The 22092-nt window shown below is 40.2% G+C and carries 19 protein-coding genes and 1 tRNA gene; 12 read left to right on the top strand and 8 right to left on the bottom strand.

What is annotated here, in order from left to right; translation table 11 throughout:
• Positions 1-58: 58 nt before the first annotated feature.
• The 4 genes from B3B27_RS03095 to B3B27_RS03080 all read right to left on the bottom strand — a co-directional run bounded on the left by B3B27_RS03095 (position 59) and on the right by B3B27_RS03080 (position 4128).
• Entirely contained in the window at positions 59-1117 is a 1059-nt protein-coding gene (locus B3B27_RS03095; protein ID WP_407681784.1) for a DHH family phosphoesterase, read from the bottom strand.
• A gap of 38 nt (positions 1118-1155) precedes the next feature.
• The gene (locus B3B27_RS03090) at positions 1156-3117 is read right to left on the bottom strand and encodes a ComEC/Rec2 family competence protein (protein WP_238868799.1); all 1962 of its coding nucleotides are present in this window, start codon (positions 3115-3117) and stop codon (positions 1156-1158) included.
• Positions 3118-3227: 110 nt separating this feature from the next.
• On the bottom strand, positions 3228-3878 hold the full coding sequence (rpe, locus tag B3B27_RS03085; protein ID WP_238868801.1) for a ribulose-phosphate 3-epimerase: 651 nt from the start codon (positions 3876-3878) through the stop codon (positions 3228-3230).
• Between the two features lie 91 nt (positions 3879-3969).
• Entirely contained in the window at positions 3970-4128 is a 159-nt protein-coding gene (locus B3B27_RS03080) for a hypothetical protein (protein ID WP_238868803.1), read from the bottom strand.
• Positions 4129-4318: 190 nt separating this feature from the next.
• On the opposite strand from B3B27_RS03080, the gene B3B27_RS03075 reads away from it, so the two are divergent.
• The 7 genes from B3B27_RS03075 (at position 4319) to B3B27_RS03045 (ending at position 12384) form a co-directional block, all read left to right on the top strand.
• The gene (locus tag B3B27_RS03075) at positions 4319-5431 is read left to right on the top strand and encodes a TlpA disulfide reductase family protein (RefSeq protein WP_286834073.1); all 1113 of its coding nucleotides are present in this window, start codon (positions 4319-4321) and stop codon (positions 5429-5431) included.
• A gap of 221 nt (positions 5432-5652) precedes the next feature.
• The gene (locus B3B27_RS03070; RefSeq protein ID WP_286846812.1) at positions 5653-6762 is read left to right on the top strand and encodes an N-acetylmuramoyl-L-alanine amidase family protein; all 1110 of its coding nucleotides are present in this window, start codon (positions 5653-5655) and stop codon (positions 6760-6762) included.
• Positions 6763-6776: 14 nt separating this feature from the next.
• The gene (locus tag B3B27_RS03065; protein ID WP_238868808.1) at positions 6777-7670 is read left to right on the top strand and encodes an MlaD family protein; all 894 of its coding nucleotides are present in this window, start codon (positions 6777-6779) and stop codon (positions 7668-7670) included.
• 357 nt (positions 7671-8027) lie between these two features.
• Positions 8028-9431, top strand: coding sequence for a chromosomal replication initiator protein DnaA (dnaA, locus tag B3B27_RS03060; protein ID WP_238868811.1), 1404 nt, complete (start codon positions 8028-8030; stop codon positions 9429-9431).
• Positions 9432-9573: 142 nt separating this feature from the next.
• Positions 9574-10497, top strand: a complete 924-nt coding sequence (locus B3B27_RS03055; protein WP_238868814.1) for an endonuclease — start codon at positions 9574-9576, stop codon at positions 10495-10497.
• Positions 10470-11750: a metallophosphoesterase family protein gene (locus tag B3B27_RS03050; RefSeq protein WP_238868816.1), complete on the top strand. Its 1281-nt coding sequence runs from the start codon at positions 10470-10472 to the stop codon at positions 11748-11750. The genes B3B27_RS03055 and B3B27_RS03050 overlap by 28 nt, the downstream gene beginning before the upstream one ends.
• Before the next feature lie 19 nt (positions 11751-11769).
• Positions 11770-12384, top strand: a complete 615-nt coding sequence (locus B3B27_RS03045) for a ribonuclease HII (RefSeq protein WP_238868817.1) — start codon at positions 11770-11772, stop codon at positions 12382-12384.
• A 60-nt stretch (positions 12385-12444) separates the two neighbouring features.
• Here B3B27_RS03045 and B3B27_RS03040 read toward each other — a convergent pair whose 3' ends face one another.
• A complete protein-coding gene (locus B3B27_RS03040) occupies positions 12445-14571 on the bottom strand; it encodes a Tex family protein (RefSeq protein ID WP_238868819.1) in 2127 nt (708 codons plus the stop codon).
• 230 nt (positions 14572-14801) lie between these two features.
• On the opposite strand from B3B27_RS03040, the gene radA reads away from it, so the two are divergent.
• The gene (gene radA, locus B3B27_RS03035; protein WP_238868820.1) at positions 14802-16169 is read left to right on the top strand and encodes a DNA repair protein RadA; all 1368 of its coding nucleotides are present in this window, start codon (positions 14802-14804) and stop codon (positions 16167-16169) included.
• 269 nt (positions 16170-16438) lie between these two features.
• Positions 16439-16512, top strand: a tRNA-Cys gene (locus B3B27_RS03030).
• Between the two features lie 39 nt (positions 16513-16551).
• On the opposite strand, the gene B3B27_RS03025 is transcribed toward B3B27_RS03030, so the two are convergent.
• Complete coding sequence (locus B3B27_RS03025) at positions 16552-17451, bottom strand: exonuclease domain-containing protein (protein WP_238868893.1); 900 nt, start codon at positions 17449-17451, stop codon at positions 16552-16554.
• 425 nt (positions 17452-17876) lie between these two features.
• Positions 17877-18248, bottom strand: a complete 372-nt coding sequence (locus tag B3B27_RS03020; protein ID WP_238868894.1) for a hypothetical protein — start codon at positions 18246-18248, stop codon at positions 17877-17879.
• A 155-nt stretch (positions 18249-18403) separates the two neighbouring features.
• Here B3B27_RS03020 and B3B27_RS03015 point away from each other — a divergent pair, with 155 nt between their 5' ends.
• Genes B3B27_RS03015 through pgeF form a run of 3 tightly spaced genes read left to right on the top strand, consistent with a single transcriptional unit; the run spans position 18404 to position 20957 of the window.
• Entirely contained in the window at positions 18404-18979 is a 576-nt protein-coding gene (locus B3B27_RS03015) for an adenylate kinase (RefSeq protein ID WP_238868896.1), read from the top strand.
• Positions 18980-18981: 2 nt separating this feature from the next.
• Positions 18982-20130: a GTPase ObgE gene (gene obgE / locus B3B27_RS03010; RefSeq protein WP_286834070.1), complete on the top strand. Its 1149-nt coding sequence runs from the start codon at positions 18982-18984 to the stop codon at positions 20128-20130.
• A gap of 8 nt (positions 20131-20138) precedes the next feature.
• A complete protein-coding gene (gene pgeF, locus B3B27_RS03005) occupies positions 20139-20957 on the top strand; it encodes a peptidoglycan editing factor PgeF (RefSeq protein ID WP_238868901.1) in 819 nt (272 codons plus the stop codon).
• 80 nt (positions 20958-21037) lie between these two features.
• Here the strand turns inward: pgeF and B3B27_RS03000 are convergent, their stop codons facing one another.
• Positions 21038-21613, bottom strand: a complete 576-nt coding sequence (locus B3B27_RS03000; RefSeq protein ID WP_286834067.1) for a superoxide dismutase — start codon at positions 21611-21613, stop codon at positions 21038-21040.
• Positions 21614-22092 lie beyond the last annotated feature (479 nt).

Below are 22092 nucleotides of genomic sequence, written 5' to 3'. Positions count from 1 at the left end.
CTACGTAAAAAACACATCTATTACACCGAAATAAACATTATCTATTCTTAAAAATGGGTTAAAGTTCGTTGTTGGCTTTTCGAAGCTTATCTTCATATGCTTTGAGTCCGTCTGAAAAAATACGAAGCGCCTCTTCTAATGAACCAATATGTTCTCCTCCTGAAGCATTCAGATGCCCACCACCGTTAAAGAATTCCGCTGCAAACTCGTTGCAAGGGAATGAGTTCTGGGAACGAAACGATAGTTTTACCAGTCCTTCCTCTTCTCGGATGAATGTAGAAAATATGATATTTTTGATGCTGAGCGGATAATTTACAAATCCCTCTGTATCACCTTTGTTGATGCGAAATTGTCCCTGGTCGTCCTTTGAGAGGTATAGAAGGGCAGCATGAAGTTCAGGATAAATCTCCATTCTCTGCGACAGTGTGAAGCCTAAAAGGCGAAACCTGTTTTCAGTAAAGTTGTGAAATACCCGCGAATAGATGGTATCCTTGTCTATTTTTTTACGCAGCAACATGCTGATGATCTCAAATATCTCAGGATCACTTGAGTTGTAGGTGAACCCGCCGGTATCTGTCATCATGCCGCAATAGATACATTCCGCCCCGGCTTGTGTTATCTCGTCATATTTTCCGGCTTGAAAGAGCAGCCTGAATATGAGTTCACTTGTGGAGGATATTTCGGGATGAGATACAATTATATCGAAGTTATCACCGGGGAAAGGGTGGTGGTCGATAAGAATTTTTTTCGCTAGTGAATTTTCGAGGAAGGGCGCCATGTCTCCAACTCTTTTTGAGATGTTGTAATCGAGAGCAAAAATCAGATCAGCCGACCGAAGTATATGTTGCCCGGCTGCGGGATTGTATTCATACACTTCAACTTCGTTTGCACCCTCCATCCATTTAAGAAAATAGGGAAAGGAGTTGGGGACAATAATCCTCACCTTTTTTCTCTTTGCCTTCAGATAATGAAATAAAGCAAGAGAGGCTCCCAACGCATCTCCATCGGGGGAGAGGTGAGTGGTGATAACGATCTTTTCGGACCTGTCGACAGACTCCATTATCTGCTTCACTCTCTTGGGTTTGATAACATGGGAGATGGATTTTGTAAAGTTCATTTTAATCTGCACCCTTTAGATGATGAGCGACAAAATTACTAAAAATTTACTGAAAAAGCCCCGTTTTGCGCCACATCGTGAACCTTTATACCCAACCGGATGCATTCCATCTCCATTTTTTTTGCTGTAAAACGCGGTAGAGAGCTGTCCAAAACAATTGTGGACGGGTTAAAAATGTTATGTATTTGTTCAATATTAAAATATCTTTTTTGCGAAAGTATAAGTATATCAGTATTAAACCTCTCCCGGCCGATGTAATTGTCGAAATAATCATCCGAAATACGAAGAATACTTTTTTCGGGATGAGGTAGCAGTCCGTTGTGAGGAACCTCCACAAAAATGCGTCTGTTTTTGACAACCACGGCTATATCGCTTTTACTGGAATGATTAAATACAACTATTTTTGGAGAAGGCATAGACATAATGTTGTGCGTTATGGTAAGTTGAAATAATAAAATAGCAGAAAGTGATATTATGAGATTTCCAGGCCGTTTTGAATAGAGAAATTGGGTAAAGGTAAAGATAATAAACGTGAGCACTATAAGTTGGAATAGTGTAATGTGAATATCCGATATTTGCGCAAAAGGGATTGATTCAGAAATATATACAATTTTTAATGTTGCTTCGGCAAGTATCTTCACAATCCATTGGAAAAAATTATATGAATGTTCCAGTATATCAGACTGCAGGAAATTGAGTGCTCCCATTGCAGCAAGTGGAAGGGTTCCATAGATAATTAATCCAATCATTGGTATTACCAGAATGTTAGTTATAAAGAAATATGTTGGGAATGTCCCGAAATAGTAAAGGACCAGAGGGAAAACGCCCAGTTGTGCCGATACTGACACAGTTAGCAACTCCCATATATATGTTGCCACTCTGTTTGCAGGACGATAAAGACTATTTATCTTAGGATTAAAATAAAGGATAGCAAAAACTGCTCCGAAGCTCATCTGAAAACTAATATCGAAAATGAAGAATGGACGGAAAATAAGTATGAGAAAAGCAGCTGCAGCCAGTGTGTTGTATGTAAATCCCCTTCCCTTACTGATTCTTCCAAGGCAGTATATAGTGAGCATTATTGCAGCACGTATTACCGAAGCAGACATCCCGGCAATGAACGCATATCCCCAAAGTAAAAGTATTACCAGCCATTGCCTTATGTTAAAACTTTTTCCTGTTTTGCCAAGAAAAGCAAACATAGTATTGATAATAATATATATAATACCTACATGCAATCCGCTAACGGCCAATACATGCGAAGTTCCTGATGCCCTGAACGCCTCCTTCATATCATCGGTCAGGTATGCTTTATAACCAAGAGTAATTGCTGACAATAAAGCGTATGCATCTCTGTCGAGGTTGAATCTGAGGTAAAAATCAAGTGCTTTGGCACGGAGATTCTGGGAAAGAATTGGAATTGAGAATGATTTTCTACCTGTTGCACGCCAGCTGCCGGCAGTAACAAATCCAAATCCGGCAAAACCCTTTATTTTCATGAACCTAGAATAGTCGAAGTCGTCAGGGTTGCCAAAATTCCGGAAAGGTTGTAACTGTGTGGCAAAAACAATTTCGTCACCCGGTTTCAGAGACATTGCCTCATCTGTTTTTTCCAGGTAAAGAATAATTTTCCTCATAGTAGGAGATGCTGTTTTCATGTTTATTGCTATGGATCGGGGTTTATTTTCTGGAATATCCTGTACAATGCCAATATAGCTCAGCTCGCCATTGGAAAAGGTAAATCTGGTTTGATGTTCCTGCTCATCATACTGGTGTATTGAAAGGGCAAACAAAAAGAGAAATACCCCAGCGCCAAAAAGCCATCTGAGTCTGAAATTATACTTTTTTGTGCGGTAAGAGAACAGCATCAGGGATAATCCAGTCAAGCCAGTTAGAGGAGTTAAGAGTACTATCCACGGAAATATTGAACATGCCGCAATACCTATTATAACGGGAATCAATAGACGAAAGAAGGGTGTTTTTCCAATCAGTACCTTCATTTAGACATGAAAGTGAATTACAATAAATAAAAGCACTCTATTGACAAGCAGGTGCTTACAAACGGTGCAGGCAGTTTAAAAATCAGAGATGAAGGCCGGTTAAAGAGGCGTTAAAGCGACTTCAGCTGACTTATTGCCTCCTCCGGATTATCAGAAGAAAAGATAAAGCTCCCGGCTACAAGTACATCGGCGCCGGCATCCACAAGCCTCTTCCCAGTCTCAAGATTGACTCCGCCATCAACCTCGATAAGAGTGGCGGTGCCCATTTTTTGAATCATATTTTTTAACTGGTCAACCTTTTTTAAGGAGTGTTCAATAAATTGCTGGCCACCAAATCCGGGGTTTACCGACATCAGCAACACCATGTCAAGGTCGGGAAGTATATTTTCAAGTAAAGATACCGGAGTATGCGGGTTTAGAGTAACGGCTGGTTTCATTCCTTTAGCCCTGATACTCTGTATAACCCGGTGAAGATGGGGGCAGGTTTCGTAGTGAACATTCATGTAAGCAGTTCCTGCAGCTGCAATCTCATTGGTGAATTTCTCTGGCTGCACAATCATCAAATGCGCATCCAATGGTTTATCAGTGATTTTTCGCAAGAGATTGATAACGGGAAAACCGAAAGAGATATTGGGAACGAAAACACCGTCCATAATATCAAGGTGAATCCAGTCTGCCTCGCTACGGTTCAGCATTTCAATATCTTTTTTCAGATTAAGAAAATTAGCCGCCAAAAGAGACGGTGCTACCATTGTGCTCATATGCTATAAAAAATTATTTTTTTGAAATTCAAAGATAGGAAAAATCTTTATTCCGGTAAAATGGAGTCTCTACTTTAAAGGGCGCATTCATTCAGTTTTCATCATGTGTCTTGACCTGCAGTCCCCGATATTTTTCCACCTTAAGGCTTCTGGCAAATTGCCTTAAAAAGGACAATGTGAGTTCTGAAGGCTCATTGCCGGGAGTATCCCCGGCAATTAATTCAAATTTATTATTATGATACTTACCCATATCAGGTTATTATTATATGTCTTATATTAGGCTGTATGAGATAATATTTAATTCTTGCGAAGCTTAAAATATATGATTTAAACGAATAATATTCTTGATTATTGCAACCGTGCAAAAAAATTAGCAAGTTCCTTCTTTGTCTGGACTTTTTACATATCTTTGCTACTGTCTAACTATAAAAAGATATAAGATGAAAAAAGTAATTTTACTGTTTTTAGCAGCGGGCGTTTTTCTGTCATGCCAAAACAACGCCAAATACAAAATAAAAGGTACTGTTGCTGATGTGGCTTACGAAGGGACAAATGTCTATTTGCAAAAAATGGCAGATGATACTATGATCATAACTGATAGCGGAATAGTTCAAAACGGAAAGTTTTCCTTTTCGGGAATCGTTGATGTTCAGGAGCTTCGTTTTATTATACTTGATGAATCAGTTGATCCGCAGAAGGCAAGCGGAATACCGATATTGGTTGAACCGGGTAAGCTGGATGTAAGGTTCGATTCCGTGATTATTGTAAAGGGAACTAAAATAAATAGTGCCTATACTGATTACAGGCTGAAACAGAATATTCTGAGGAAAGAAATAAAAAGTCTGATAGAGCAATATAACAGTACAAAGGCTGCCGGGGAGATGACCGACTCTCTGGAGGCTGAAATTAATAAAGCATACGATAATATTGAAGGTCAATTGGCTGATTTGACTTTCACCATTATAAAAGATAATATCAAGAACGAGCTTGGAGAATATATTTTTCTGAACTCTTCTTCAATGTTTGAGCCTGAACAGCAGAAAGAGATCCTTTCATTGGCAGATGATGACTTTAAGGGTAAAGAGAAAATTAAAAAAATAATGAAGCATCTGGAAAATGTTGAAAATGTAGCTGTAGGGAAAAAATTTGTTGATTTTACGTTGAAGAGTAGTTCAGGAGATGATGTCTCACTTTCTGATTATGCAGGAAAGGGGAAATATGTGTTAGTGGATTTTTGGGCCTCTTGGTGCGGCCCTTGTCGCAATGAAATGCCTAACGTGGTAGCCGCTTATGATAAATATAAGGAAAAAGGTTTTGAAGTTATAGGTGTATCTTTTGACAAAAATCATGCTGACTGGATTCAGGGGATAAAGGATTTGAATATGACCTGGCCGCAGATGTCCGACTTGCAATATTGGGACAGCCCATTGGTTGATATGTATGCTATTAATGGTATTCCTCATACTGTACTTTTGGATAAAGAGGGGATCATCATAGAAAAGAATTTGAGAGGTAACGAGTTGTTTGATAAGCTGGCTGAGTTGATGCCTTAGTTGACTAGCTGAAGACTGTCTGCGTAGTACAATTTCTGAGGCTGTGAGATAATTGGCATCTCAATTTTTTTGCTGGTTATTTCCTTTTTCATGCCTTTCTACCTTGGCAGAGGCTTATTTCTTGTTAAATTCTTTCAAAGTTGTGCAAATTCTTTTTGCGAATTCGGAATAACTGTTTTCAATATAAATTTTATGTCTATTTTTGCAGAAAAGAGGTTCACATGAAACACTGTAGAGAGTTGCTTTTCTTGCTGTTTCTGAGCTTGCCTGTTTCACTCTTCAATGTAAATAAGATATTCGCTCAAAACAGTAAATTCACAGTTGTTATAGATCCCGGCCATGGGGGAAAGGATCCGGGTGCTGTAGGGCAGAGTTCAAAAGAGAAGGATATTGTCCTTTCGGTAGGACTGAAATTGGGTAAACTCATTAAGAGCAATCACCCCGATGTTAATGTTATATATACACGAAGCAGCGACCGTTTTGTGGCACTAAATAAAAGGGCGGAGATAGCTAACAAGGCCCGTGCCGATCTGTTTATTTCTCTTCATTGCAATGCACTCGAAAGAAAAAGGACATCGCCTGAAGGTGTGGAGACCTTTGTTCTTGGGCTGCATAGAAGTAAAGATAATCTAGACGTGGCAAAAGCTGAGAATGCTGTGATAATGTATGAGGAAGACTATTCTATAAAATATGAAGGATTTAATCCTAACGAGCCGGAGTCATATATAATATTTGAGTTTATGGCTAACGAGTTCCTTGACCAGAGTGTACGTCTTGCCTCATTAGTACAGAATCAACTTGTGTTAAACTCTAAAAGGGTAAACAGAAATGTACGCCAGGCCGGATTCCTTGTGCTGAGAGAGGTGGCTATGCCGAGTATTCTAGTTGAATTGGGATATATAAGCAACAGACAGGATGAAAAATACCTTAAGAGTGAAGCAGGACAGTCCTCTTTGGCTCAGTCAGTTTATAATGGCTTCAGAGAGTATAAGAGAGAGTATGACAAAAAGAGCCACCTATTCACCAATACAGGAACACGTGGTTTTCAGGAAAATGTTTCACAGGACACCGATTCGCATGCATTGTCAGCTGATGAAAACGGGAAAGAATTCAGAATTCAGTTTCTAACATCATCGCGAAAAATTGAAAACGGTGCAGCTGCATTTAAAGGGTTGAAACCTGTTGATTATTATTTAGACGGCAAAATTTACAAATATACATACGGAAGTACCGATAATCCTGATGAGGTGAGGAGATTACTGAGAGATGTCCAGAAAAAATTCAAAGATGCGTTCATTATCGAGTTTGAAAATGGGGAACGAGTAAAATAAACAGCTTTAATCGTATGAATAAAAACTTAAACAGGAGTGCGCTTATAGGGCTGGCATTTATTACAAGCCTCGTCATGATTTATTTCGGAATTAATTTTCTTAAAGGGATAAATATTTTCAAAAGGCAGAATCAATATTATGCTGTATTTGAGGATGTATCGAAATTATTAATTTCTTCACCCGTATATGTAAAAGGATATCAAATAGGACTGATAAACACAATAAATATTATCAGCACTGAACCAATGCAATTTGCAGTAGGAATTAATCTTGATGAAGGCATAAGGATTACTGAAGGTAGTTATCTCGAATATGGTATCGATATGTTTGGTGCATCAACAGTAAATCTGTTTATGGCACCATCAGGCGTTTATCTTCAGCCTGGCGATACAATTACCGGGGGAAAAGAGACAGGGCTTATGGATGATGTTGCTGGCATGATGCCTATGGCCGATTCTATTATTCAGCGAATCGATTCTGTCCTTTTTTCATTGAACAAGATTTTGTCACACCCTTCATGGGAACGTTCAATTAATGGTATAGGCCAAACAATAGAGCAACTTAACAACTCAAGTGCAAGCTTGAACCGTATCGTAGGCTCACTGGAAAAAGAACTTCCAGAGATTGGGAATAATCTCGCTTCTGTATCAAACGATTTGAAAGATTTTAGCGGAGGGCTGAGTCAATTGGATATTAAGACTACTTTTATTTCAATTGATGAAACAGCAAACAATCTAAAATTGTTGACCGGAAAGCTTAACAGTAACGATAATTCATTGGGCCTGCTTTTGAACGACACCAAACTATATGACAGTTTGAGCGTAACTTTGGATACTGCTTCAAAACTGCTCGAAGATATTCGTCAGAATCCGGAGAGGTATTTGACTGTAAGAGTGCGCTTATTCTAGGTTTCAGAGGTTTCATCTCGTTACTGTAGAAATTATTTAATTAGAATCATTCTAAATAATGTCTTTTTTGGCAATTATTGATGAAACTCTTTGTATAGCAGAAGATAGGTAATAAAAATGTAGTATATTTGCATTAATTTAAGAGTGTTAATGCTTTTTATATCATGTTGTCAATCAGCCATGTTTAGATCAAGAAGTTTTACTAATATGCTGTCATATAATGAGATGCCTGTATCGGGTTGATAAATAGTGTTTTTTTTCGCGAAAAAAGTCACTTGATGAACTCAATTTTTTTTTCTCAATTTTTTTTTGAAAATTTGTACTTAGTTTCTGGAAAGAAAAAGACCATTTGTGCTAATGAATAAAGATTACCGACTTTTATGGGATAACTGTTTGAAAGTTATTCGGGATAATATACCCGAACCAGCATTCAATACATGGTTTCTTCCTATTGTACCTTTAAAGTACCTTGACAATGTACTGACCGTTCAGGTCCCCAGTCAGTTTTTTTATGAGTATCTTGAGGACAAATACCTTGATCTTATCCAACAGACCCTTTATAGGGAGATTGGTGATGGTACTATCCTCAACTATCGTATACTTGTTGAAACAGAAAGTAACACCGCTGTTGAGCTTCGAGGAGAGAGGAAACCTTTAGCAGGTGTAGAAAAGAACATTTCTAAAAAAATTTCAGCCAAAGTGCCAAGCCCGTTCGACAGGGTGGAGACATCAGAGTTCGATTCACAGATAAATTCAAAGTACACCTTTCTCAATTTTTTTGAGGGGGAGAGCAATCGTCTGGCACGAACAGCAGCAGAGGCAGTAGCTATGAATCCTGCGAAAACTGCATTCAACCCACTTTTTGTGCATGGGCACTCTGGTGTGGGCAAAACCCATCTCTGCCATGCAATCGGATCAAAAGTGCTGGAATTATACCCTGAAAAAAAGGTGTTATATCTGTCTGCACATCTCTTTAAGGTTCAATATACCGATGCTCGGCGGTTCAACACAATAAACGACTTTATCAATTTCTACCAGAGTATTGATGTCTTGCTGATTGACGATATTCATGAACTATCGGGATTGGAAAAAACGCAAAACACTTTTTTCCATATTTTCAACCACTTGCATCAGAATAACAAACAGTTGGTTATGACATCAGACTGTGCTCCCATGGATATGCAAGGGGTTGAGGAGAGGCTGCTTACACGTTTTCGATGGGGCTTGACCACAAAACTGGAACGCCCCGATAAGGAGCTGCGAAAGAAGATTCTTCAGAACAAGGTGTTGTCCGACGGACTCTCTATACCTGATAATGTGATAGAATATATTGCGGAAAATGTGACAGAAAACGTACGTGATCTGGAGGGAATAGTTGTATCACTCATGGCGCATTCTATTATCAACAATCGTGAAATTGATATGGCGCTGGCAAGGAGGGTGGTGGAACAAAGTATAAAATTCGAGAGGAAACGGATTACTGTACAGAAGATACAGGATACGGTATCTGAGTTTTATAATGTGAAAAATGAGCTTATTCAGTCGGCCTCACGAAAGCGGGAAATTGTACAGGCGCGCCAGGTGACAATGTTTTTTATCAAAAAGCACACTGAGTTATCTCTCTCCCAGATAGGTGTACAGGTGGGCAACCGTAATCATGCAACAGTACTTCATGCTTGTAATACAGTAAAAAACTACTATGATGTTGACAAAAGCTTCCGTTCAGATATTGATGAGATTGAAAGAATACTGAACTCCTGATATGCAGGAATATGACTTTTGTCTGATTAACTTTTCTGTTTTTTTACCGTTTTGAGTATGGCGCAAATAAATGAAATAACTATATTTGCAATTTAGGCCGACATTTATTCGGTGCGATTTTGCACCATGTATCATATAAGAAATGGAGTATTCTAGTAAAAGGATTCTCACTGCTGTTTTTCTGCTGATTGGATTTACTCTTTACTCTCAGGTTCCGGAAGGGTATTATTCCGCAGCCGATGGGATGAGTGGTGCTGAACTGAAGACTGCATTATATAATATTATTAAGGATCCCAAAGTGATTCCATACTCTCATTTGTGGAAGGTATTTGAAACAACCGATACACGAAAGAATAACAAAGTATGGGACATGTATTCAGATAGATCGGATGGGGGGCCCAAATACCTTTATGACTTTACTACTGACCGTTGCGGTTCCTACAGAGAAGAGGGTGATTGCTATAACCGTGAGCATATAATGCCTCTAAGCTGGTTTAACGGTACTAAATCATTGGAATCAGATCTATTTCACATTTATCCTGCCGATGGTTACGTTAACAATCGACGGGGTAGCCTTCCTTTTGGAGAAGCAGGAATAACCTACTGGGAATCTTCTAACGGTTCAAAAGTTGGAAGGAACACTTTCGGGGACTATACTAAAACAATTTTTGAACCAGTTGATGAATACAAGGGCGATTTTGCCCGGTCTCTGCTCTATGTTGTAACAGCCTATGAAGACAGGATTCCCTACTGGAGCTCAGACCAGGTTGGTGGGCTCAGATATCCTGGATTCAGTGAATGGTCGCTCCTACTACTTTTAAAGTGGCATCGCGATGATCCGGTCAGCAGTAAAGAGGTTAGAAGGAATGAAGAGGTGTACAAGATACAGGGAAACCGTAATCCCTATATTGATTATCCCGATTTGGTGGAACATGTGTGGGGAAAGTATAAGTCGGTTCCTTTTGAATTTAAAAAGCTTACCAACAGTTTTTTGCAGATTGAATGCAGCCCGTTTGAGAGGTGGATTGAAGATATGAAATGTTTACTAAACAGAAACAGGAGATGAGAGGCTACCTGTCAATGCTTTCTTTTCTTGTTGTCATTTTTACTTGTCGCGCATCAGCCTATCCGGATCAGCTGAAGATAGCGTTGATAACCGATATACATTTTCTCTCGCCACAGCTTGTTTGCAAAGGTGATGCACTCTATGCCTATGAGGAGGCTACAGGCAGGAATGTGGGCGACTTGCACGAGGTGCTGAACAAGGTTGTTGACGAATTAAAAGATGTTGCACCCGATATATTGCTTATAGCCGGCGATATTACAAATAATGGTGAACAACAAAGCCATATCGATTTTATTGATAAACTAAAACCGCTTCAAGATGAGGGTACACGTGTTTTTGTTATTCCAGGGAACCACGATGTGAATGTTCCAGATGCAAAAGCTTATAAAGGAATGGATCCTACTCCGGTAAAAAGTGTTTCCAGGAAAGAATTTGCTGAGCTATACGCATTGTTTGGTTATGGAGGAGCATTGAAAAGAGATGATGTTTCTTTGAGTTATCTGGCTGAAATAAATGAAACTACCTGGTTGCTATGTTTAGATACCAACCGTTACGATGAGAGTAGCAAGAGCTCTATTACTGGTGGCACAATTCGCACGCAAACTTTGGATTGGGCGCTAGATATAGTTCGTGAAGCGAGAGAAAAAAATATTCGAATTTTGGGGATGATGCACCACGGACTGGTAGAGCATTTCCCTTATCAGGCAGCCTTTTTTCCAAATTATCTTGTGAAGGATTGGCAGAAAAATGCTGATCTTCTGGCCGATGCCGGGTTAAATGTGGTTTTTACGGGACATTTTCACTCCAATGATATTACACTGAGAGTCACTTCTGCCGGTAATACAATTTACGATGTGGAGACTGCAAGTCTGGCACAGTATCCTTTTGCATATAGAATAATGCTATTGACCAACAAAAACTTATCAATAGATACTCGTTTTATATCCTCTGTGCCGGGAAATCCATTTCTTGATAAAGAGTATAGACAAAAGCTGGAGAGAATTACCCGTAGAGTGGTATTTGGCAGGCTGAATAGAATTGGCTTGACGATGTCCTGTGAAATGAAACAGACGATTACCGATTTGATTGTGAAAATGAACTTGCTTCATGTAAGAGGTGATGAGATGCCCGATATGGAAATGATGACGGCTGTTCGTGATTTTGCCATACTTATGGAAGGAGAAGCAGATATAAATTCCTTTGCTTTTGATTTTCCCCCAGAGGATAACAATGTGGTGATTGAGTTGTTTTAAAGAGATAGAGTGAGATTGAATGAAGCTTTTTGCTGGTTTATTGCCATGTCTTAGCCCTGGCCGTTTGGAAGCCGGTTGCGATGAAGCAGGACGAGGCTGCCTTGCCGGTCCGGTATTTGCCGCAGCGGTAATCCTTCCTGCTGATTTTCATTGTGATTATCTAAATGACTCAAAGCAAATGTCCGAAAATCAAAGAGATGAACTGCGCCCAGTAATTGAAGAAAATGCTCTTAGCTTTGCTTTGGGAGTATGCACTCCCGGAGAGATTGATAAAATGAATATCCTTTGGGCTTCCGTAAAAGCAATGCACCGCGCATTATCTCGCCTTACTTTACCCCCTGAGCATATTCTTGTTGATGGAAATCGTTTCTCTCCCTATATGAATACTCCATACACCTGTGTAATCAAGGGTGATTCAAAGTACCTTTCCATTGCTGCTGCTTCGGTTTTAGCAAAAACTTACCGGGATGAATATATGAGGCAGCTACACGAGGAATATCCTTTCTATGGCTGGGACAGGAATAAAGGATATCCTACAAAGGCACATCGTGCAGCTATCAGGAAGTACGGCATTACCGGGCATCATCGGAAAAGCTTTAATCTGTTTGACAGGCAGTTGGAGATTAATTGGTGATTTATGAAGTGTGAGCCAATATTTTATATATTTCCTTTTGTAAATTACAGGCCTATTCTGTTAACCGATATTCTTCATGCTCAATTGAATTCTTTTTCGTTCCAAATCAACAGACAGCACCTTCACGCGGATATGCTGATGCAATGAAACAACATCGGTTGGGTTCGATACGAATTTATCAGCCAGCTCAGATATATGTACCAGCCCGTTCTCTTTTATTCCGATGTCCACGAAACATCCGAAATTGGTGATGTTTGTTACGATTCCCGGAAGAGTCATCCCCTCTTTCACATCATCAATGGTGCGGATACTGGCATCAAATTCCAGGACCTGAGCTTTTGTTCGTGGGTCACGCCCCGGTTTCTCCAGTTCCTGCAAGATATCGATGAGTGTTTCCCTGCCTGTTTTATCGTTTTTGTAACTGTCTATGTCGATAGTCTCAATCAATTGCTTGTTGCCGATCAGGTCCCTGACCGATGATTTCAGATCTTTAGCCATTTTCTCAACTACAGGATAACTTTCAGGATGCACAGCTGAATTGTCAAGTGGATTTTCTGCATCGGGAATACGCAGGAACCCGGCGCACTGTTCAAAAGCTTTTTCGCCAAGGCGTGGTACTTTTTTCAGTTCTTTCCGCGAACGGAATATACCATTCTCTGTACGGTAATTCACAATGTTCTGTGCCAGAGACTCGCCCAAGCCGGATACATACATTAGCAGATGCTTGCTTGCAGTGTTGAGGTTCACTCCCACGAGGTTCACGCAACTCTCCACAGTCTGGTCGAGAGACTGTTTCAGTTTGGACTGGTCTACATCGTGCTGATATTGTCCCACTCCTATCGATTTCGGATCTATCTTCACCAGTTCTGCCAGCGGGTCGCTAAGCCTCCTGCCTATAGATACTGCCCCACGTACCGTGACGTCATATTCCGGGAACTCCTCACGTGCTGTCTTTGATGCCGAATATATGGAGGCGCCATTCTCACTCACCACATACACTTTTATCTCACGGTCGTACCTCAGGTTAGCGATAAACCGCTCTGTCTCACGGCTTGCTGTCCCGTTCCCGATTGCAATGGCGTCGATTTTGTAGGTAGTGACAAGCTTGCTCACTTTGCCGGCCGATTTGCTAAACTCGTTCTGCGGAGGATGGGGGTAGATTGTTTCATTGTGAAGTAGGCTCCCTTGTTCATCGAGACAAACCAGCTTGCAGCCGGTGCGATAACCTGGATCGATGCCTAGTATGCGCTTTTGTCCAAGTGGCGGTGACAGGAGCAGTTGACGAAGATTTTCTGCGAATACAGCTATAGCTGACTCATCGGCTTTCTCTTTGGAGAGATTGGCAAACTCCGTTTCAATTGATGGTTTGAGCAGACGCTTGTAACCGTCAATAACAGCCTTTTTCACATAATCGGCTGCTTCACTATCGTTTTTGGCATAACGGAGTACCAGCGTATTGAGACATTTTTCATCGTCGGTAGAAATAGAAACACGTAAAAAACCCTCTGCTTCTCCGCGGCGGATCGCTAAAATCCTGTGCGATGGACAACGCGAAAGCATGGCGGAGAAGTCGAAATAGTCTCTGTATTTTTCTCCCTGATCCTCTTTCCCCTTCACTACTTTAGAAGTTATTACCGCCTCACGTGCAAAGATATTGCGTACTGTCTGCCGGGTATTCACATCTTCATTTACCCATTCGGCAATAATATCGCAAGCACCCTTGAGTACTGATCCAGCATCGAGCAGCTCCTCTTTTACGTACTTAAAGGCTTCCGTTTCCACTGGTTTGAAATACTGAGCCATAAGCCACTTGGCTAGTGGCTCCAAGCCGTGTTTGCGGGCAATTTCTGCTCGTGTCTGCCGCTTGGGCTTAAAAGGGAGGTAAAGGTCTTCAAGTTCAGTGGTGCTCCAGCATTCTGTAATTTTTTTTTCGAGTTCCGGTGTTAGTCTCTCCTGTTCAGTTATTGATTTAAGCACATACTCCTTTCGCTTTTCAAGTTCAAGATATTTCAAGTTCAGTTCTTTGATACTTGCTATCTGCACTTCATCCAGTCCACCGGTTACTTCTTTCCTGTAGCGGCTGATAAAGGGAATTGTTGCCCCTTCGTCCAGTAGTTTGAGTGTGCTTTCAACGTTCTTTAAGTTGATATTGAGTGATCTTGAGATCAATGAATGTATTACTGACATATTTTTCGTTTTTTTTAAACTTTTTCGTCAAGCGAAATGAGCATAGCAAGCTTGCTTGAGCTATGCCATCGCGAGAAAAATGCCGACTTTAATTGCACTATTCGCGTTGAGCCGTATTTGCAAAAGGCAAATTCATTTGGATTATGCTACGGCGAGCGAACATCTAACTTAAGTTGCAATACAAAAATAGGATAAATTTTTCTATCTTTACTATTTAAATCAACTATAGAATGGCTAAACTGAAATCAGTATATTTTTGTACTAATTGCGGGTATGATTCACCTAAATGGATGGGTAAATGCCCGTCATGCGGAGAGTGGTCCACATTCCAGGAAGAACTGGTACGCAAAGATGCTGCGCACAAACATGAAGATGCCCGCTCGTTTGAAGGAGTTAAAAGCGATCCGTTGCCGTTGAGTAAAATAAAGGCTGACGAGGAACCACGCATTGATATGTGTGACACGGAGTTAAATCGTGTACTTGGAGGAGGGCTTGTTCCGGCATCACTGGTGCTTATTGGCGGCGAACCTGGAATTGGAAAATCTACTCTGGTACTGCAAACCATTCTGAAACTATCAAATGTTCGCTCTCTATACGTATCGGGAGAGGAGAGCGCTCGGCAGTTGAAACTTCGTGCTGCACGCATCGGAATTGAAAATGATGATTGCCTGATATTGTGTGAAACCAACCTCGATGAGATATTCAGGCATGTGAAGAGAACATCACCGCAACTGCTTATTATCGATTCCATCCAGACTGTTTACAGCGAAGCTCTGGAGTCTTCACCGGGAAGCATCTCACAGGTAAGGGAGTGTGCTGCTTCTTTCTTGAAGTTTGCAAAGCAATCTGGCACTCCGGTATTGCTTGTCGGGCATATTACCAAGGATGGAAGCATTGCAGGACCAAAGATACTTGAGCATATTGTTGATACTGTGTTGCAGTTTGAGGGCGACCAGCACTATATGTATCGTATTCTGCGAGGGATTAAGAACCGGTTCGGCAGTACTGCCGAGTTGGGTATTTATGAGATGAATCAGACTGGACTGAGGGAGGTAGACAACCCCTCGGAACTATTACTTTCACAAAACCATGACGGGTTGAGTGGTGTTGCTATTGCTGCCGCTATTGAAGGTATCCGCCCTTTCCTAATCGAAACGCAATCACTTGTGAGTACAGCTGCATACGGCACGCCTCAACGTTCTGCTACCGGCTTCGATATCAGGAGGATGAATATGTTGCTTGCAGTTTTGGAAAAACGTGCAGGTTTCAAACTCGCACAAAAAGATGTTTTCCTTAATATTGCAGGAGGCCTGAGAGTGAACGATCCTGGTATGGACCTTGCGATAATTAGTGCCGTTCTGTCATCGAGTCTCGACATGACGGTCGATCGCGACACATGTCTCTGTGGTGAAGTGGGGCTATCGGGAGAAATACGCCCTGTGAACCGTATCGAGCAACGTATTCAGGAAGCAGAAAAGCTGGGTTTTTCGCGCATACTTGTTCCTTCTAACAACCTGAAAGGATTTGATAAGAAGGTGTCCATAGAGATAATGCAAGTGAAGAGAGTAAGCGATGCTTTCAGGTTACTATTCTCATGAATTTCCTGTTCTAAAATATTTGCAATAGTTCAATAAATATTTATTTAAATATCATATAATCAATGAGATATGTCGCTGGCGTTTAATGGCTATTATTCTATTTATAGTTAATGGTTTATATTGTGTTCCGTGACTTTTTTTACCTAACTGTTACATTTTCATAGCATTCACGATAGTCTATATTAGTATAGAATTGTTAAAGAAAAAAGGGTGAACTCTTTTATAATTCAAAAAATTACACTACATTTGCATCCGCTTTACATAAAATCGGTACCTTGGCCGAGTGGCTAGGCGTCGGTCTGCAAAACCGTTTACGGCGGTTCGAATCCGCCAGGTACCTCCAAGTTCATGATCCAGCACTGCTTGTTAGTGTTGGATTTTTTTATTTCTCTCTATATTTACTGCTTGACTGTTGACCGACAGGGTTGTTTTTACATAGGTTGCCTTCAAATATTCTATTTAAGTCATCTTCAGACAGAGTTGTTATGCTGTAGCCATCAAATCTCAATTTGTTGAGGGTCTCCATTTTTCTTGGTCCTGGATTATCTCCAATTATAACAAAATGAGTTTTTCTGGTTATATTAGAGTTGATATCTGCACCCATTAATTTTAACTTCCTCGCCATCTTTATTCTATCCGAAAAATCACCTGTGATTACCACCTTCCTGTCATAGAATGGACTTGATTTATCGGCTTTCGATAGATCTTTCTTATATAAATCCGGATCAAGTTTTTTATCAGCGTAAAGTCCTTTTTTGGGTTTGTCACGCTCTTTGTCAATAATTTGTTGATCCGGAGTAATTCCATTTATATGTTTTAACCAAATCTGTGCGGTTGCTCTCGCATCTTCCAATGCATTATGGTGGTTTACAAATTTAATATTGTAGGATTTTGCTAAAATTGGCAAGCTTATTTTACCACAATCTAAATCAAAGCAAGTATCACTGTAAGTGTAATCAGGTATTTCAATAAAATAATAGGAAAGCGTCTTATGTAGGATCGATCTATCCGTTGGTGCATTATGCATTACCAAATGTTGGTCGGAGAAATATTTTTCAATTTCTGGCCAAATCTCTTCGAAGGTGGGGGAGTTTTCCGTATGACTTGGATAAATCTTATGGATAATTTTTTGAGTTTCCCCGTATCTATTTCCTGGGGGTTGAATGAGATGGTAAACTTCTTCTACTGCTACATTGTTTTTAACGGCTACAATTCCAACAGAACATGCGAACTGATCGCTATCGGCATTTTCGAAATCAACGGCAACAAAATCGTATTTCATAGAAAATTAAAAAACCTCTCAAATGTGTGCCCACCGGAATTGAATACCGGAATCCGATTAATTACGGATTACACGCCTGAGAGGCTTTCCATTGTGTTTCAATTTGTGGGCAAAAGCAAAGATAATAAATGTTTTAAAATATAAAAAAACAACAACCCGAATGTCGTTTAAACATTCCGGGTAATTCATTACATTCACCAATTGCAGGCCTGTCAAGTGGAATAAAGGTGAAATTGAAACCTGAAACAGTTTTATTTACACAACCATCTACTCTCCACCCCGGGCCGATATGTTATATCATGCTGAATATCAATTTAAAATGCTTTCAGCCAATACCAACAGCGCAGTCCGGTGATCAATCAATGATAATGCCAGGGAACTTCAATCTTCTCTTAATTTAGTATGCCTGTATTTGAATTTTAAACCTAATCATCCCGGTTTGTATAATAGTCGGGAGCATCTGAATCTTCTTCGGTATCAGTGTTTTTTGTGGATTTATCTTTTTTAAATGCTTCAGCAACCTTATCGTAATTCTCTCTCCATGCATCGGCTACAGTAGAGATGAAACTGCCGGCACTCTCTTTTATCACATCCCATTTATTGTCGGCAACATTTTCATACTCATCTAATTTGATTGAAAGGGTTTCCCTTATTTCTTTCAGTTTTTCTAACCGCTCCCGGTATTCTTCCTTTGCGTCATCAGCTATCTCTCCGGCTTTATCTTCAAGTTTTGAAATATAGTCGGCCAGATCGTTCAAAACTTTCTGTGTCTTTTCTTTGAATTCATCTTTCTTCATTATATGACTATGTTATAGTTTGACTTCTATTGATAAACATTCAGATGATTAGATTAGTTCATTGTTTTTATGGATAAAAGCGGAATAATGATGTCAGTATAAATACTAAACGAATCAAAATGTCTATCTTTGCAGATTGAGAAAACAGATAGTATATGTTGAATATTGTTATTTTTGGTGCTCCGGGATCGGGAAAAGGGACACAAAGTGCTAGACTTGTTGAGAAATACGGACTCAAACACGTTTCCACCGGAGAAATACTTAGGAGTGAGATCAGAGCAGGCTCGCAATTGGGACAATTGGCTGAGTCCTATATGTCGAAAGGAGAGCTGGTACCAGATGATGTAGTAATTGATATCTTAGAAGAACTTATTGAAAGGAACGGCAAAATTAAAGGCTTTATTTTCGATGGTTTTCCACGGACACTTACACAAGGCGAAGCATTAAGCAAAATGCTTATGAAACACGATGAAGATGTGAATGTTGTGATAAGCTTGGATGTGGAGGATGAGGAACTGATTGACAGATTGCTTAAAAGAGGGCAAATCTCAGGCAGAAAAGATGATAACCGAAAGACTATTGAATCGAGACTGAGGGTTTATTACAATCAGACATCTCCTTTAAAGGATTTTTATAAAGAACAAGGCATTTTGAGAGTGATCCGTGGAACAGGTACAGTTGATGAAATATTTAATGCAATTGAAGACGAAATAGATCAGTTAGTTGTGTAAGGATGGCGGAAACAAATTTTGTAGATTACGTTAAGATTTTTTGCAGATCGGGTAAAGGAGGGCGAGGCTCAGCTCATTTCAGGAGAGAGAAGTATATCCCGAAAGGTGGGCCCGATGGAGGAGACGGAGGTGATGGCGGCAACATTATTCTGAGGGGTAATCGTAACTACTGGACACTGCTGCATCTTCGCTACGAACGACATGTTTTCGCAGGCCACGGCGAAAGCGGATCAAAAGCGCAGAGATCTGGGAAAAAGGGGATTAGCAGAATTATAGAGGTGCCTTGCGGTACCGTGGCTTACGATGCACATACCGGGGAATATCTTTGCGATATAACAGATGATGGGCAGGAGGCGATTCTGTTAAAGGGAGGTCGAGGCGGCCTGGGCAATGTCCATTTTAAATCGGCCACTAATCAGGCACCCAGATATGCGCAACCGGGCGAACCTTACGAGGAGCGCTGGGTAATTCTGGAGTTAAAGCTATTGGCCGATGTGGGGCTGGTAGGTTTTCCTAATACCGGAAAATCCACCCTGCTTTCGGTGGTGTCGGAGGCAAAACCCAAAATTGCCAATTATCCATTTACAACGTTGGAACCAAATTTAGGAATAGTCAGCTATCGTGAAGGGAAATCGTTTGTGATGGCCGATATACCTGGAATTATTGAGGGTGCCAGTGAAGGCAGAGGGCTTGGCCTTCGATTCCTTAGGCACATAGAACGAAATTCATTATTACTGTTTGTGGTACCGGCCGATGCCGATGATATAAAAAGAGAGTGCGAGATCTTGTTGGGTGAACTGAAAAAATACAATCCGGAATTGCTGCATAAAAAACATGTTCTTGCTATTTCTAAATCTGATATGTTGGATGAAGAGCTCATGCAAGAAATAGCTTTAGGCTTGCCCAATATGCCTTATTTGTTTATCTCTTCAATTACGGGATATGGTATCCCTGCCCTAAAGGATATTCTTTGGAGGGAATTGAATTCTGACGACCATGTCCCTATGTCTGTGTCTAGGGACTCGTTGGTGCACAGAGATCTGGATGTTTCGAATCTCGATTTAGGACCTGAGGAAAAGTTTCCTGACGATGATTATGACAATGTTGATGATGAAGAAGATGATGACAACTATTTTGAGGAAGATTTTTGATTTATGCAATGAAACCGCATCCGCATAATAAAAATTTACTGCAGTTCGATCTGTTTGAAAGTGAAAAGAGTATTGTTCACTTCACCACTACACGGATTGGGGGAGTAAGTAACGGCACCTATTCTTCTTTCAATATGGGTAATTTTTCGGATGATAATCCCATAAATATCTATGAAAACAGGCAGATTCTTGCCCGTATGTTTTACATGGATCTTTCACGGTTTATTGTTCCTCATCAAACACACGGCACAAGGGTCTTAAAAGTGGACAGACAGTTTTTAGATATGGATAATGCAGATGCTATTGAAATTATGTATGGCGTTGATGCCACTATAACTAAAGAAAAGGAACTTTTTCTCTGTGTCACAACTGCTGATTGTGTGCCGATACTGCTTTATGACAGAAAAAAGGAGGTTATTGCTGCTATTCATGCCGGGTGGAGAGGTACGGCCGGACGGATTGTTGAGAAAACAATCGTAGAGATGGGTAAGCAATATGGATCTTCGGCAGAAGATATGATAGCCGGCATTGGCCCTGCAATATCTGCTGTTCACTACGAGGTAGGGGATGAGGTGACAGATAAATTTATCAGAAACGGGTTCAATCTTTCCGATCAGACCTTTTTTTACAGGAAAAATTCCACTTCCAAATATCATATCGATTTGAAAGAGATAAATAGACGGGAACTTTTGAGGCTTGGTGTTCCCGAAGAAGGGATTGAGAAAAGCAATTTGTGCACATTCGAAAAACAGGAGCTGTTCTTTTCTGCACGAAGGCAGACTGTTCATTCAGGCAGAATGCTTACGGGAATAATGATGAAGAGGTGAATAAAAAAAGGGAATGAGTATTTAATTCATTCCCTTTTCCCTATTTAAATTACGCGCTTCCGCCAGAAGACTGCATTCAATTAATAACGTGCGCTAACAACGTCCCAGTCTATAACCTTCCATAATTCCTTCAGATGATCTGCGCGGCGATTTTGGTAGTCGAGATAGTATGAATGTTCCCATACATCGAATCCCAAAATAGGAGTTAATCCCTTTGTTATAGGATTGCCGGCATTGCTCTCTTTTTCTATAGAAAGTTTACCGCTCCCGTCTTTTGCCAGCCACACCCATCCTGAACCGAACAGGGAAGCCCCGGCGGCATTGAACTCTTCCTTGAATTTATCAAATGAACCGAATTGTTCACTGATAGCATCAGCCAGTTTACCTTTGGGCTCTCCGCCACCATCTTTTTTAAATGATGTAAAGTAGAGATTATGGTTTAAAACTTGTCCCGCGTTGTTGAATATGGCTCCGTCGCTTTCTTTCACGACAGTTTCAAGATCGGACTTTTCGAATTTTGTCCCAACTGTCAGTTTATTCAAATTGTCCACATAAGCCTGATGGTGTTTACCATAGTGGAGTTCAATTGTTTGTTTGCTGATAACTGGTTCCAATGCATCGGTTGCGTAGGGCAAAGCTACTTTTTCAAATTTCATATTTACTTCGTTTTTATGATTGTTATTTTCGTTGTTCCTTGCTTGAGAATTATTGCAGCTTGCAGTATTGATTGCGAATAATCCTATTAATATGTAATAAATTGGTTTCATACTATTCTGTTTGTTGTACTCGCATTAGCATGTTCTTAAAAGTTTTACACGCATTGCCTTATTGATCGGTATTTTACTGAAAACATTCGTTATGATGCGAATAATTTACCTCCCCGGTCAATAATTCCAGCATACTGAATATTCAATAATATAACGAAATGAATCCTCGAAAAGTTCGGTATCTGTTTTATTCATTGCCGTTAATAATGATAAAATAGCGCAAAAAAAAATCAGCCCGAACGTTAATATTCAGACTGATAGTAGTTTTATAAGAGAGTTATAGTTTTTCTTTATTGTACTTTTAATTTATTTATTGAGCCCTCTTTTATAAGATTGGCATAAGAGTTTTTGAATATTTAACTGATAAG

Source organism: Proteiniphilum sp. UBA5463, assembly GCF_002427225.1.
Classification (GTDB): Bacteria; Bacteroidota; Bacteroidia; order Bacteroidales; family Dysgonomonadaceae; genus Proteiniphilum; species Proteiniphilum propionicum.
Note: the sequence above shows the minus strand (reverse complement) of the source record. Positions and strands in the feature narration are given on the sequence as shown.